We start from the raw sequence: 14,223 nt of genomic DNA on the forward strand, positions 1-14,223 counted from the left end.
CTTCAACGACCGTCGAGTGGCCAGTTACTGCACGTTTTCTCGCAATATGCGAGCACAACTGGCCACTGGGCGGGTAAGGGCCTCAGCCCAGACAGCCTGGGCCCAGCAGCGCCTTGAGGTCACCCATCAATGCCGACGAGGGCGTCACTCGCAGTGACTGATCCAGCTCAAGCGTGGTGATCCGCTCACCGCTGATCAGCCGGAGATGGACCTGCGCGGTACCCGGATGGTTCGCCAGCACCTGCTTGAGTGCACTGACCTTGTCGATGGTGCACTGCCGGGTCGGCAGACTCACCGCAAGGGGCCGGTCGGCCTGAGCGCTGGTGAAGTCCGGCACCACGAGCTCGTGGGCGATCAGCGAGATCCGGTCATCGCGTGCGGCCACCTTGGCCTTGACCAACACCACCACGTCGTCGGCGATCTCACCGCCGAACAGTGAATAGGTCTGGGGGAAGAACAGCACCTCGATACCACCGGTGAGGTCTTCCAACTGCGCCGAGGCCCAGGGCAATCCGTTCTTGTTGACGCGGCGGTTGACCGAGGCGAGGATGCCGCCGACCACCACTTGGGCGTCGTTGGCGACGTCACCGTCGAGGATCGCCGGAATCTGGGTGTCGACCTGAGCCGTCAACAGATGCGCGACGCCGTTGAGCGGATGGCCGGACACGTACAGGCCGAGCATCTCGCGTTCGAGCGCCAGCTTGTGTTTGTCCTCCCACTCATCGTCGGGAACTTTGATGGTGAATGCGGCGTCTCCGGCATCGGCGGCGTCTCCCCCGCCGAACAGGTCGAACTGCCCCATCGCCTCGGCCTTCTTGGTACCGAGCACCGAATCGACGGCATCGGTGTGCACCAAAAACAGCCCCTTGCGCGGGTGCCCGAGCGAGTCGAAGGCGCCGGCCTTGATCAGCGATTCGGTGACCTTCTTGTTGCAGGCCGCGATGTCGATCTTGTTGAGGTAGTCCGAGAAATCGGTGTACTTGCCCTTCTCGGCGCGGGTACTGACCAGCGACGCAACCACATTCGCGCCGACGTTACGCACTGCGCCCAGTCCGAACCGGATATCGGCGCCCACCGAGGCGAAGTTCTGCACCGACTCGTTGACGTCGGGCGGCAGGACCGTGATACCGAGCCTGCGGCAGTCGGCGAGGTACACCGCGGCCTTGTCCTTGTCGTCGCCGACGGAGGTGAGCAGGCCCGCCATGTATTCGGCCGGGTAGTTCGCCTTCAGGTAGGCAGTCCAGTACGACACCAGACCGTAGCCGGCCGCGTGCGACTTGTTGAACGCGTACCCGGCGAACGGAAGAATGGTGTCCCACAAGGCTTTCACCGCGGCCTCGGAGAACCCGTTGGCCGTCATGCCCTCTTTGAAGCCCTTGTATTCGGCCTCGAGTACCTCGAGCTTCTTCTTGCCCATGGCCTTACGCAGCGCATCGGCCTTACCCATCGAGTAGGAGGCGACCTTCTGCGCGATGAACATGATCTGCTCTTGGTAGACGATCAGGCCGTAGGTCTCGGCGAGGATCTCCTTGAGCGGCTCTTCCAGCTCCGGATGGATCGGTTTGATGGCCTGGCGGCCGTTCTTGCGGTCGGCGTAGTCGTTGTGGGCGTTCATGCCCATCGGGCCCGGCCGGTACAGCGCGAGCACCGCAACGATGTCGTTGAAGCCCGTGGGCTGCATGCGGCGCAGCAGGTCACGCATCGCGCTACCGTCGAGCTGGAACACCCCCAGCGTGTCGCCCCGGCCGAGGAGTTCGTAGGCCGCCGGGTCGTCGAACGGCAGCGTTTCCAGGTCGAGGTCGATCCCGCGGTTGGCTTTGATGTTCTCGATGCAGTCGCCGATGATCGTCAGGTTCCGCAGGCCCAGGAAGTCCATCTTCAGCAGGCCGATGGCCTCACACGACGGGTAGTCCCAACCGGTGATGACCGCGCCGTCCTGTGGCCGCTTCCACAGCGGGATGGCGTCGATGAGCGGCTCGGAGCTCATGATCACCGCGCAGGCGTGCACACCCGCGTTACGGACCAGGCCCTCCAGACCACGTGCCGTCTCGAAGATGGTCCGCACATCCGGATCGGTGTCGATCAGCGCGCGGACCTCGGCGGCTTCCTTGTACCGCTCATGGCTGGGATCGGTGATGCCCGACACCGGGATGTCCTTGGCCATGATGGGCGGCGGCAGCGCCTTGGTGATCCGGTCGGCGATCGCGAAACCCGGCTGGCCGTAGTGGACGCGAGCCGAATCCTTGAGCGCCGCTTTGGTCTTGATGGTGCCGAAGGTGATCACCTGCGCGACCCGGTCGCTGCCCCACTTGTTGGCCGCATACCGCAGCATCTCGCCGCGGCGACGGTCGTCGAAGTCGATGTCGATATCGGGAGCCGACGGGCGTTCCGGGTTCAGGAACCGCTCGAACAGCAGCCCGTGCGGGATCGGGTCGATGTTGGTGATGCCCAGCGCGTAGGCCACCAGCGACCCGGCGGCCGACCCACGGCCCGGTCCCACCCGGATGCCGACCGATCGGGCGTAGTTGATCAGGTCGGCCACGATCAGGAAGTACGACGGGAACCCTTTGTCGCAGATGACCTTGATCTCGTAGGTGGCGCGATCGGTGTACTCGGCGGGTACGGCGTCTCCACGGAACCGCCGGTTCAGCCCCTCCGTCACCTCGTGCGTCAGCCAGGACGCCTGGTCGTGGCCGTCGGGCACCGGGAACACCGGCATCCGGTCGGTCGGCGTCCACACGTCGGCGTACGACTGCACCCGCTCGCCGATCAGCACCGTGGAATCGCATGCGCCCGGCACCTGGGAATCCCACAGGGCGCGCATCTCCTCGGCCGACTTGAGGTAGTAACCGTCGCCGTCGAACTTGAACCGGTTCGGGTCCGACAGCGTCTTGCCGGTCTGAATACACAGCAGCGCTTCATGATTCTGCGAGGCCTCGCGGGTCACGTAGTGGCAGTCGTTGGTGGCCAGCGGCGGGATACCGAGCTTCTGCCCGATCTCCAGCAAGCCCTCGCGAACGCGGCGTTCGATGTCGAGCCCATGATCCATCAGCTCGAGGAAGAAGTTCTCCTTGCCGAAAATGTCCTGCCACTTGGCGGCCGCCGCCAGCGCCTCGTCCCGCTGACCGAGCCGCAGCCGCGTCTGCACCTCGCCGGAGGGGCAGCCGGTGGTCGCGATGATGCCCGTGGCGTGTTCGGCGATGACCTCGGCGTCCATGCGGGACCACTTGCCGAGCTGACCTTCGAATGAGGCCAGCGACGACAGCTTGAACAGGTTGCGCAGACCGGTCGCGTTTTCCGCCACCATCGTCATGTGGGTGTAGGCGCCGCTACCCGAGACGTCGTCGCCCTTCTGGCTCGGGTCACCCCATTGAACCCGCTTGGTGTCGAAGCGCGAACCGGGCGCGATGTAGGCCTCGATGCCGATGATCGGTTTGATGCCGGCCTTGGTGGCCGAGTTGTAGAACTCGCTGGCGCCGAACATGTTGCCGTGGTCGGTCATGCCGATCGCCGGCATGCCCAGCCGCTGGGCCTCGGCCAGCATCGGCGTGATCTTCGCGGCACCGTCCAGCATCGAGTACTCGGTGTGATTGTGCAGGTGTACGAAGGACCCCGAAGATGAACCGCTCATAGGGTGGCCAGTCTATTGCGGAGCACCGACACATCCGGGCGTGTCGTCGAGCGTGTCTGCAGACGGCCGCTCAGCAGGCTTGCGAATTCCCACCCAGCAACCCGCTGTCGAGCACGGCATCGAGTTGCCTGGCAACCGACAAGTAGTCGCATGGCGCGTCCAGGCCAACCCAGACGCCGACACCGCACAGGATGGCGTGCAGCAGTTCGACGATGGCCGTGGCGTCGCAGTCGTCGGGCAGGTCACGCCGCGCGACCGCATCGCCCACCACGCTGAACAGGAAGCCTCGGGTTGCCGTCACGGTGGCCGTCGGGAGGGTCGGGTTGCGTTCGGCCTCCAGGCGCGCGCTGACCAGAAACGCCACGAAGGAGGTGTCGCGGGAGCCGACCTCGAGCACCGCCGTCACGAAGGCACGCAAACGATTGACCGGTAGCTCATGCTGTTTGGCCTGCTCGATGCACTCGACGAGCACCAAGTGCGCCTCGTGGACCAACTCACCGTACAGGTCCTCCCAGTCGGCGAAGTAGTAGTTCAGGGTCGGCCGGCTCAGCCCGGTCCTGCGGGCGATCGCCTGGAACGTGGCGGCTCCGTACCCGTACTCGGTGATGACCTCGCGGCCTGCGCGCACGATGCGGGCCCTGGTCTGCGCGGCGTCCGCCCCGACCGGCCTGCCCGGTTTGCGGCGACGCTGCCCACGTCCCCCCGCGTAACCCATGGGCAAACGCTAAAACATAGCTATATGCCGGTCAACACCTTCCCTCGCAAACTAACGCCAAAATGGACATCACGCGGAGTCATAAGTACGGATGAAATCGCGCTGCTTGCGGCTGCGAAGCAACAGGTTGTCCAGATGCACGCCCAGCGGCCGCACGACGTTGAGGAAGTTCCACCGGCCGGGGATGATCACGCGCACCTTTTCCCGCTCGACGGCCCGGATCACTCCCGCGGCCGCCTTCTCGGGACTGATACGCAGCCGCTCGCTGGAGCGGGTCGGCGGCACGTTGGTGAGCCGCACCATCGCCGTGTCGACCGGACCGAAGTAGGCGATGGTGACTCCGACCCCATACGGCGAGAGCTCGATCCGCAGCCCGCGGCCGAGCATCTCCACCGCCACCTTGCTGGTCGAGTAGGCGACACCACCCAAGGTCGGCAGCAACGTCCCGAACTCGCTGTTGGGCGGCCACCCCATCGAGGACACCAGAACCGCATGCCCCCGCGACGCGATGAGCGGGTCGATCGCGGGTTCGAGGGTGTTGAGTGTGCCGACGAGGTTGACGTCGATGACCCGCTGCGCGGTACCCGGTTCCAGCACTCGCAGGGTCGCCGGCCGGTGGGTGATGCCGGCAGTGCAGAAGACAAGATCGAGCCGGCCGAACTGTGTGACGACCCGGTCGACCGCTTCGGCCATCGCTTCGCGGTCGGCCACGTCGGCGCCGATGGCCAGGGCGGCGCCGCTGCCGAGCGCGGCGTCCTCATCGATGTCGACCGCGCACACCGTGGCGCCGCGCTCGGTGAGTAGCCTGACCTCGGCCGCTCCGATCCCACCACCGCCGCCGGTTACCAGCGCGACCGCGCCCGAAAAATCTCGCATCGAAACGGGACCTCCGCGTTGGTTTTTCCACTGCCGACGGACACTTCGGACCCTACCGGGCGCGGTGGGCCGGTATCGGTCGAACGCACAGTTGGACTCCACGATTCGGACCTTTCCGGGCACGTGGCCTCTCTATGCTGACCCCAACACCGTCGATGCGGTCGCAGCAGGCAATCAACTTTCGCGTCTACCAGGAGGTGGCGCAGTGAGCGACGGGTCGGATGCCACCTGGCTGGATACCGGTCGCCCATCACCGGTGCACCGGGGAATGGTCTCGTCCTCTTGCTATTTGACGATGCGTGACGGTGTCCAGCTCGCCATCACGGTCCATCTCCCCGTCGCACCGACCGGGACGCCGCTGCCGACCATCGTGCATCAGACCCGGTACTACCGGGCGATGGAACTGCGTTGGCCGTTGCGAATGCTGCGGGGCGGCAAGCCGTTTGACCACATCCGCTCGACCGCCGTGTGCCGTCGTCGCTTTGTCGCCGCGGGCTATGCCTGGGTCGACGTCGACGTGCGCGGGTCCGGCGCCTCCTACGGGCACCGGGTCTGCGAATGGTCCCCTGACGAGATCCGCGACGGTGCACAGGTTGTCGATTGGATCATCCGCCAGCCATGGTCCGACGGGGCCGTCGGTGCGCTGGGTACCTCCTACAGCGGCGCCGCGGCGGAGCTGCTGCTGGTCAACCAGCACCCCGCGGTGCGGGCCGTAGCGCCCCGCTTCTCGGTCTACGACGCCTACACCGATATCGCGTTCCCCGGCGGCATCCACGGGACCTGGTTCACCCAGACCTGGGGGCGCTACAACGACGCGCTCGACCGCAACGCACCTCATGAGGTCGCGGGGTGGTGGGTCAAGCTCCTGGTGACCGGCGCGATGCCGGTCGACGGTGACCGCGGCCGTCGGCTCCGCGCCGGAGCTGTCGCCGCGCATCTCGCCAACTACGAAATCCACCCCCAGGCCCTGTCATTGACGTTCCGTGATGATGTGGCACCGTCGGATCCCTACCGAAACGGCATCGGGGAAGGTCCGGCCCCGATCGGTACACCCGTCGATCCGCGCGGCAGCATCAACCGGTTCAGCCCGCACAATTACCGTCGCGACATCGAAGGGTCGGGCGCCGCGGTCTACGGCAGCGGAGGCTGGTTCGACGGTGCCTACGCTCATTCGGCGATCAAGCGCTTCTCATCGGTGGCCACCGCGGGCAGTAGGCTGGTCCTCGGTCCGTGGAACCATGGGGGCCGTTGGCAGATCGAACCTGTTCGTCCACCGACACTTTCGGCGTTCGATCACGAAGGTGAACTGCTGCGGTTCTTCGACCACCACCTCAGAGGTCGCGACAATGGCATGGCGTCGGAACCCGTCGTGCACTACTTCACGATGGGCGAAGGCCGCTGGAAATCGGCGTCTTCGTGGCCGCCCGCGGCCGACGTCCTCACGTACTACTTCACCGCCGACCGACGACTTACCGTCGAGGCCCCCGGGCCCGATGAGGTCCCGGACCAGGACGCCGCCGATGACTATCAGGTCGATCTCACCGCCGGTACCGGCGAGCACTCGCGGTGGCGCACGCAGGTTGCGATCGGGGAAGCCGTGCGCTATCCCGAGCGCAGCACCACAGATGAGAAGCTCCTGACCTACACCACCGGCGTGCTGACCGAGCCGCTCGAGGTGACGGGACACCCCCTGGTCACGCTGTTCGTCAGCTCGACAGCAGCCGACGGGACGTTCTTCGTCTATCTCGAGGATATGGACACCCGAGGCGCCGTCTCGTACGTCACCGAGGGCGAATTGCGTGCGCTCCATCGACATCTCAGTATCGCCGCGGCGCCCTACCCGCAGACCGTTCCATACCGGACCTTCAGACGCGCCGACGCGAGACCGCTTGCCCGCGGTGAGATCGCCGAGCTGAGGTTCGATCTCTTGCCGACGTCGTATGTGTTCGAGGCGGGGCACCGGATCCGGATCGCCGTATCGGGTGCCGATGCCGATCAGTTCGCGGTACTGCCTGGAGGCGCGCCTGCCATCCGCGTCCACCGCGACAGCGCACATCCGTCGCGGATCGAACTGCCGGTCATCATTCACTGAACCTGAAGTATCAACGCCTTTCGGCAATCCACTGCGCTGTGAAGTGTTGTATCGCGGGCATCCCATCGCGGAACTGACGCCCCAGATAGTCTTCCAGCTTGCCTCCGACGAAGGGCACCGCGACCCTGACCGTGGTGCGGCAGACGAGCTGCGAACCAGCGGCCCGCGGTGTGAGGGTTGCCCTTCCGTGTGCCGACACCGGTGCACCCGGGACGGCGACGCGGATATCGCCCCGCACCACATCGCTGCTATCGGGCCGCCATGTCTCATTGCGCACCATCGTCAGATCACCGGGGTACAGCTGAGTCACCAGTGCCGGCAGTCGGTCGCGCAGAAGGCGCAGTGTGACGGTCACCATGGCCGAACCTGCCGCGTCGACCGCAAGGCGGTCGAGAGTGGCCCCGGCTCCCGCATAAGCGGCGAGCCGTGCATGCCAGTAATCTCGGTCACCGAATGCCCTGAGGATCTCGGCGAGGCCGGCGTCAGATTGCACCGACACGTCGAAAGACCGTGCCATACCGTCACCGTAATGCCGATGTTCGGTGAACTCAACCTGCTCCGATCCGCACCAAAGCGCTTGCGGCAGTGCGATCATCAGCACATGGCTAAAGCGCGCCGGTCCTTTGAAGGATCAACGAGAAGTTCGGCATCCGCACCGCAGGTGTGGGACGTGTGGACCGATCCCCCGCGATGGCCGGGCGGCATCATCGAATCAGCCTCGATCGACCGCGAATTCGGCGTTGGCGCACGGATAACCGTGAAAGGCAAGGGCGGCCCGGCAACCGCCTCCACGGTCACCGAGGTGGAATCACCGAGGCTCTGGACCGGCACGTCGTCGTTTCCCGGACTGTCCATGCGCTTCGAGCACCAGATCGACCCTGTTCCCGATGGCACGATCTTGACCGAACGGGTGATCATGGCCGGGCCGCTGGCAGGCGTGGCCGCCATGTTCATCGGACCGCGCCTGGCCACGGCGTTCGAGTCGTCGACTGCGCGTATCGCCGAAATCGCCGAGCGCCCCTGACAATCGGCGTCATACAGCGACGAGTGCGAGCTGACCGCCGAAGACGAATGCGGTGACACCGAAGACCACGACCGCGGGTAGCGTCGCCAGCACGGAATCACGCACTCGTCGGTGCGCGATCACCGCGCCGATCATCATCAGCAGGAACCCGACCGCTGCGGCAATGCCCAAGGGACGCCAGAACAATCCGCCGATCAGCCCGATGGCGCCCGCCAGCTGGCACGCGCCGATGAACCGGCTGAGTCCGCGCGACAGCCCCAGCCGCTGACCGTTCTTGCGCGCTTCCTCCAGATAGAAGAGGTTCAGGATCGCGGCGACACCGAGATAGACCGCCAGCACGATCGAGGCCACTACCACCGCGATACTCATCCGATCCCCTGTCGAAGCGTCGCCACTGCGTTGGTTCTAGCTTCCTCCTGAATTGTCGGTAGCACCAGACCCGCTTCCAGACGTAGCACCGTCGGTATCAGATTGCGTCGTACCGGTATTCGCGCCTGCACCAGTGCCCTCAGAGCCTGCTGTCGATGGGCTGACCTTATTGCCGGTGCGGTTGCCGCTCAAGGCGTCCTTGACCTTGGTCATGGCATCGGTCACCGCACCGTTGATCTTGGCGGTGACGGTCTTCAGCCCCGACAGCGCGGGCGATCCACCGATCGGACCGCGCACTACATTGGTCTGAGGCTTCTTCGGCGCCGGTGGCGTATCCGAAGTCGTCGGGGGCGAGACCGCATCGTGTGCGCCCGAGACATCCTGCCCGGCTTCAGATGTCCCGACCTGGTCGACCGTGCCGGCCGAAGCCTCCGCGGCATCCGGTGCGTCGAGTGTCTTCGCGGCCGTCAGTTGCGCACCGCCCTGCGGCGCCCCCTGGTCGATGGTGGTCTCCTGATGCTTCGCCGCCGTCAGCTGTTCTCCGCCTGGCGGTTGTGGCAGCGTGGAGTCGGCGGTCAGCGGGCTGATCGGGTTGACGTGCACGGTGTTCAGCGCCTCGAGACGATGGATGGTCTCCTTCAATCCCGCGGCGACGGCGTCGGCGTCAGCCTCCCACCGGGTCACGGGTGGCAGCAACTCGAGATGTTGCGGTTGCGCCGGATACACCCCACCGTTCGGCGGTCGGTTGTAGCTCGTCTCGATGATGGCCCGCAGCAGCGGATCCAGGGCTTTGACGATCTCGGGAGGCACCCCAAGATCCAGCAACGGCCGTGTCAACGGCAGCTGACCCTCGGGATTCCGGATCACCACGTCGGAGATGTTGCCGTTGGTCGTCACGATATAGTGCGCCGGATCCTGTTGGGCCAGAGCTACATCGGCCGAACTGATGGTTCCATCGTGGTTGAGGTCGAAATCCACGTCCTGGTAGTAGCCGTTGTGAACGTAGACGAACCCCAGGGCGGCATTGGCCCAGGCGACGGGATTGAGCACGTACTGCGGCACATCCGAGGCGCCGTCATACTGCTTGCTGATCTGAATCACCTGCGGACCGTTGGGATCCGGGTTCATCGACGCGCCGAAGCTCAGCCCGATCAGCGGTACGTACACGCCGGCGGGCAGCCGTGCCCAGAGGCCGCCGTTGTTGCGCGCACCGTTGCCCACCAACACGAACGTGATGTTCGAGGTGTCATATCCCTCGGCCTCCAACTGGCGGATCGCCTCGGACTCGGCGTTGGCCCCCTGGGAATAGCCCACGACGTAGATGGGGTCGTTCGGGTTTTGCGTACGGGCGTCTTTGATGGCGGTGATGGTGTTCTGGGTCGCGATGGTTCGCGACGCGTCATAGGTGGGATCGGTGAGCCCGGTGAGGACTCCGAACGATCGCGGGTACTGGACGTAGTAGTTGCCGCCCGCACCGGGGGTGGAAACATAGTCGTAGCCCTGGTCGAGGACACCGCTGAGGGTGCCGCGCATCCGGTCTGGCGCTTGGGAATTGCCGGTGGGAATGATGTCCTTGGTGCCGTCGATGAAGATACTGGTCGCCGCAAGGAGGCGCACCATCGGCGCGTTGGCGTCTACGACATTGACGAACCCGACCAGACCGGCCAGTTCCAGCGCAACTCCGGCCGTCACGTACGACGCCGTCCTGGCGCTCATGGTGTTGTGTCGATGAATTCCCACGGCATTCCTCCGCCCCGACGGGTGAATCTGGCTAACTGATGGGACCGCTCACATCGAAGACTAGTGCCGTTCCTGTGAAATTGCTGCAATTTTCGCCAGAAACAATATTTTCGGTAGCTCTTACGGTGGCGGCAGCCCAGTGGTCGGTTCGTAGCTCCAGCGCGGAACGCGACATTCGCTGCAGCAGGCGCGCGGGTGGCACTCCGCCGCTAAATGCGTATGTATCACAATGACTGGCGCGAGCCGGAGTATCAGCCACCTGCATCGGGCGACGTATCCGTTGTGCTCAAAGCGGCAACCGCGCACGCCGATATCGCGATCCCCACGCCACGTGGACGCCTGGACCGCGGACATTGCTGGATCGGCCGGAGTGATCCGCCGCCGGGCACAATGGCGCGAGCAGCAGCTGAACTCAACAGTTATTCAGCAAACAACTGGACGAGCCACGCACGGCAGCTCAGCCGCTGAGCGCTATCCCGCCGCCCCCGCAGAGCTTGTATCCGCCGAACCAGTGTGCGCCTGCGCCGCCGGCGGCTTCGTGCCGAGCGCCTTTACGATGGACGTGATCGTTTTCGTCACAACCCCTTTCACCGATGAAACGGTGCTTTGGACGCCGGTCGTCAAACCTGACTTGCCCGTTGTCGCGCCCCGCACGACATTCAACTTCGGCTTGTTCACCGCCGGCAGTAGCGGCGTCAGAATCGATTTGTTCAGCACCGGCTGGCTGGTCGTGTCGGCCGGCGGCGTGCTGCTCTCGGGCGTCCCGGTATCGGTGGTCGGTGCCGCGGTCTGCGTATCGGCAACCTGTTGCGATTCCGTGGGATTCGGGGCGGATGTGGATGATTGGCCGCTGGGCACCTGCGTTGACGCCATGACCTGGGAGAGCGGAACGGGTGGCGGAGGCTGGTTCGGTAGCGTCACCGGCGGACCGAAGATGCCGTAGGCGCCCTGCCCTTGCACGTATGCCGGCGGCGTTCCCGGTGTGCGCTCCCCCGTGAGATCTTCCAATCCGATGAACAGGCCCGTCGGGATGGCGACGGCCAGGGCCGCCGCGAACTTCACGGGATTCGGGAAGTAGAAGATGTTCGCGGGCGTCGGCTGCCCTGGGTTTATCGTGCGGTTGTAGCCGGATTCGATGAGCACCCGCATCACGGGGTCCAATGTGTCGGCGATGATCGGGCCCGCTCCCGGAATGTTCGCGATGGGCATGAGCAGCGGCACCGGGTAGGTGGGAATCAGGTAATAGGCCGTATCGCCTTGGGTCCCCTGGTAAACGGCACTGTTCGGGTCGACGTTCTGATAGTTGGGGTGCACCAGGACCAGACCGGCCGCGGCGTTCGCCATGGCGAACGGATTCAGTGGGTTGGTCGGGAAGTCGGCGAAGCCGTCGTACTGCTGGGCGATGTCGTAAGTCGTGATCTGGCCCGGCGCGGCACCGGCGGTCGTCGTGGGCGTGGCGCCGCTGAAGGTGAAGTCCAGGCCAGGGATGTAGAGCCCGTTGAAGCGTTCCAGCGCACCACCGTTGGGCCGGTTGCCGTTGCCGATCAGAACGAAACTGACCGCAGGCGGCGTCCCCGGATTGTTGGCCCAGTATTGATTGAAGCTCCGCTTGTACTGCGTCGCGACATTCGCGCCCTGTGAGTATCCGAAGATCACACTTCCGGAACTGATGGTTCCGGGTGACGGTAATGCCGCGACGCCGAGGGCCACGGCGTCGTCGTAAGTCATGGCGTGGAAGTAGCCCACTGAGAACGGCCAGAAACTCGCGGGATAGTTGACGAATACATTCGGCTGCGCAGCCGCTGACGGGACAGTGGCATCGATGTATGGCGTCGCCAGGTCGATATTCTGTTGCGGCGTGTCGAGCGTGCCGCAATAGGGTCTGCAGAACGGTTGGGCGTACTCGGTGCCCCTGATGATGTAGTTCGATGCCGCGGTGAGGGTGAACACCGAGGTCATCGTGGCGGTGAGGGCCAGCAGGACCGCGGCTGAAACGACCAACAGTGCCACCAGGACTGACCGAATGAAGACGCGCATGATGAACCCGCTTGATTGTGGTGTGCAGTTTGGCTCGCCCCGACTTGCGATACCCATGCATCATCCACCAGGTGGGCCGCGAAATGTGCTGTGTCCGGCAAATTGAACCTGTGAATTTCGTTGGGCGATGGCGAAATATCGGGATTCGGCGAGGAATTGTTTGTACTCGCAACTAAGTCCGACTTTTGTGATCTCGGATGCAGATCTCGGTCTTATTTCGGCCCATTAAGTCGGTGCCGCACGGGTACCGTATGTGTGTGACCGCAGAAGGATTCGACGCCGTCATCGTGGGCGCCGGCTTCGCCGGTATGGGTGCGGCGATCCAGCTCAATCGCCTCGGATTCGAGAATTTGGCCATCCTCGATCGTGAAGACGACCTCGGTGGAACATGGCATGTCAACCGGTACCCCCGGCTGACCGTCGACATCCCCACCACCACGTATTCGTACTGGTTCGAACCCAATCCGTACTGGTCCAGGTTGCACGCCCCCGGCGACGAGTTGAAGAGCTACGCCGACCACGTTGCCGAGAAATACGATCTGCGCCGCTACATGCGCTTCGGCACGACAGTCGAAAGTGCCCGGTGGGACGAGGATTCCCAGCGCTGGCAAGTGGCCCTCGCCGGTGGCGACACGCTGACCGCGCAATTCCTGATCACCGCCACCGGCTACCTGTCGCAGCCACGGATCCCGGACATCCCCGGGATCGCGGGCTTCGAGGGCCGGATCATGCACAGCGCCAAGTGGGATGGCGGCTATTCGCTCGACGGCCGACACGTCGCGATCATCGGCACGGGTGTGACCGCCGTGCAGTTGATCCCCGAACTGGCCGAGCGAGCGGCGGAACTGACTGTCTACCAACGGACACCGATCTGGGTGGTGCCGCGCGTCGATTTCGCGATTCCGGCGGCCGTGCAGCGACTGTTCGCCCGATTCCCCCTGTCGCAGCGGCTGCTCAGAGTCCTCACCGATGCCATCGCCGAGGCGGGAATCTTCACGGCGGTGGTGCATTACAACTGGTCCAAACCGCTGAATCGCGGCGCCGCCCAGGTATCCAAGCTGCACATGTTCGCATCTGTGCGCGATCGGGCGACGCGGCGAAAACTCACGCCCGACTACGATTTCGGGTGCAAGCGCACCACCTTCTCCAATCACTACTATCGGACGTTTGCACTGCCCCACGTCCATCTGGAGACCACCGGCATCGCCCAGATCGAGCCGGACGGAATCATCAACGGCGAGGGCCGCAAGACCGTCACCGACACACTGGTGTTGGCAACGGGATTCGACCTGTGGGATGCCAATTTCCCCGCGATCGAGGTCATCGGCCGTGCCGGTGCCAATTTGGGGAAATGGTGGCGGGAAAACAATTTTCAGACCTATGAGGGCCTGTCGGTCCCCGGTTTCCCCAACTACCTGAACATGGCCAGCCCGTATGCCTTCACCGGTGCGTCGTTCTTCACCATGACCGAGTACCAGATGCGGCACATGTCCCGGCTTTTCGGGGAGTTACTCCGTCGTGGTTCTGACACGTTCGAGATCACCGAGCGCGCCAGCGCGGCGTTCCACCGGCGGATCTCCCGTCGCCTCGGCGACATGGTGTTCTTCCGGGGCAACTGCGCGACGTCGCGGTCATACTACTTCCGTGGTAATGCCACCATCACTCGGCCGACTTCGCGACGCAATGCGATTCGTGAATCGATGAGGTTCCCGCTGAGCGATTACCACTTCAGCTGACCG

The 14,223-nt window shown here is 64.6% G+C and carries 10 protein-coding genes; 3 read left to right on the forward strand and 7 right to left on the reverse strand.

Features of this window, described 5'->3' with window-relative positions:
- Window positions 1-82: 82 nt before the first annotated feature.
- From dnaE to BTO20_RS18155, 3 genes are all read right to left on the reverse strand, one after another.
- Complete coding sequence (dnaE, locus tag BTO20_RS18145) at window positions 83-3,631, reverse strand: DNA polymerase III subunit alpha (RefSeq protein WP_087077696.1); 3,549 nt, start codon at window positions 3,629-3,631, stop codon at window positions 83-85.
- A gap of 70 nt (window positions 3,632-3,701) precedes the next feature.
- Complete coding sequence (locus tag BTO20_RS18150; RefSeq protein ID WP_087077697.1) at window positions 3,702-4,346, reverse strand: TetR/AcrR family transcriptional regulator; 645 nt, start codon at window positions 4,344-4,346, stop codon at window positions 3,702-3,704.
- A 69-nt stretch (window positions 4,347-4,415) separates the two neighbouring features.
- The gene (locus BTO20_RS18155; RefSeq protein ID WP_087077698.1) at window positions 4,416-5,222 is read right to left on the reverse strand and encodes an SDR family NAD(P)-dependent oxidoreductase; all 807 of its coding nucleotides are present in this window, start codon (window positions 5,220-5,222) and stop codon (window positions 4,416-4,418) included.
- A 268-nt stretch (window positions 5,223-5,490) separates the two neighbouring features.
- On the opposite strand from BTO20_RS18155, the gene BTO20_RS18160 reads away from it, so the two are divergent.
- Entirely contained in the window at window positions 5,491-7,314 is a 1,824-nt protein-coding gene (locus BTO20_RS18160) for a CocE/NonD family hydrolase (RefSeq protein WP_087077699.1), read from the forward strand.
- A gap of 10 nt (window positions 7,315-7,324) precedes the next feature.
- Here the strand turns inward: BTO20_RS18160 and BTO20_RS18165 are convergent, their stop codons facing one another.
- Entirely contained in the window at window positions 7,325-7,831 is a 507-nt protein-coding gene (locus tag BTO20_RS18165) for a DUF2505 domain-containing protein (RefSeq protein ID WP_157680241.1), read from the reverse strand.
- Between the two features lie 84 nt (window positions 7,832-7,915).
- Between BTO20_RS18165 and BTO20_RS18170 the strand changes: the two genes are divergently transcribed.
- Window positions 7,916-8,338, forward strand: a complete 423-nt coding sequence (locus tag BTO20_RS18170) for an SRPBCC family protein (RefSeq protein ID WP_157680242.1) — start codon at window positions 7,916-7,918, stop codon at window positions 8,336-8,338.
- 9 nt (window positions 8,339-8,347) lie between these two features.
- Here the strand turns inward: BTO20_RS18170 and BTO20_RS18175 are convergent, their stop codons facing one another.
- From BTO20_RS18175 to BTO20_RS18185, 3 genes are all read right to left on the reverse strand, one after another.
- On the reverse strand, window positions 8,348-8,707 hold the full coding sequence (locus tag BTO20_RS18175; RefSeq protein WP_087077701.1) for a DoxX family protein: 360 nt from the start codon (window positions 8,705-8,707) through the stop codon (window positions 8,348-8,350).
- A gap of 36 nt (window positions 8,708-8,743) precedes the next feature.
- On the reverse strand, window positions 8,744-10,423 hold the full coding sequence (locus BTO20_RS18180; RefSeq protein WP_087077702.1) for a PE-PPE domain-containing protein: 1,680 nt from the start codon (window positions 10,421-10,423) through the stop codon (window positions 8,744-8,746).
- Between the two features lie 495 nt (window positions 10,424-10,918).
- Window positions 10,919-12,484, reverse strand: a complete 1,566-nt coding sequence (locus BTO20_RS18185; protein ID WP_232491184.1) for a PE-PPE domain-containing protein — start codon at window positions 12,482-12,484, stop codon at window positions 10,919-10,921.
- 257 nt (window positions 12,485-12,741) lie between these two features.
- On the opposite strand from BTO20_RS18185, the gene BTO20_RS18190 reads away from it, so the two are divergent.
- Window positions 12,742-14,220, forward strand: coding sequence for a flavin-containing monooxygenase (locus tag BTO20_RS18190; RefSeq protein WP_087082297.1), 1,479 nt, complete (start codon window positions 12,742-12,744; stop codon window positions 14,218-14,220).
- Window positions 14,221-14,223 lie beyond the last annotated feature (3 nt).

The organism is Mycobacterium dioxanotrophicus, assembly GCF_002157835.1.
GTDB classification, from domain to species: domain Bacteria; phylum Actinomycetota; class Actinomycetes; order Mycobacteriales; family Mycobacteriaceae; genus Mycobacterium; species Mycobacterium dioxanotrophicus.

Coding starts and splice junctions, on each gene's coding strand:
- dnaE (WP_087077696.1), bottom strand. CDS start 3,631: ATGAGCGGTTCATCTTCGGGGTCCTTCGTACACCTGCACAATCACACC.
- BTO20_RS18150 (WP_087077697.1), bottom strand. CDS start 4,346: ATGGGTTACGCGGGGGGACGTGGGCAGCGTCGCCGCAAACCGGGCAGG.
- BTO20_RS18155 (WP_087077698.1), bottom strand. CDS start 5,222: ATGCGAGATTTTTCGGGCGCGGTCGCGCTGGTAACCGGCGGCGGTGGT.
- BTO20_RS18160 (WP_087077699.1), top strand. CDS start 5,491: ATGGTCTCGTCCTCTTGCTATTTGACGATGCGTGACGGTGTCCAGCTC.
- BTO20_RS18165 (WP_157680241.1), bottom strand. CDS start 7,831: ATGGCACGGTCTTTCGACGTGTCGGTGCAATCTGACGCCGGCCTCGCC.
- BTO20_RS18170 (WP_157680242.1), top strand. CDS start 7,916: ATGGCTAAAGCGCGCCGGTCCTTTGAAGGATCAACGAGAAGTTCGGCA.
- BTO20_RS18175 (WP_087077701.1), bottom strand. CDS start 8,707: ATGAGTATCGCGGTGGTAGTGGCCTCGATCGTGCTGGCGGTCTATCTC.
- BTO20_RS18180 (WP_087077702.1), bottom strand. CDS start 10,423: ATGAGCGCCAGGACGGCGTCGTACGTGACGGCCGGAGTTGCGCTGGAA.
- BTO20_RS18185 (WP_232491184.1), bottom strand. CDS start 12,484: ATGCGCGTCTTCATTCGGTCAGTCCTGGTGGCACTGTTGGTCGTTTCA.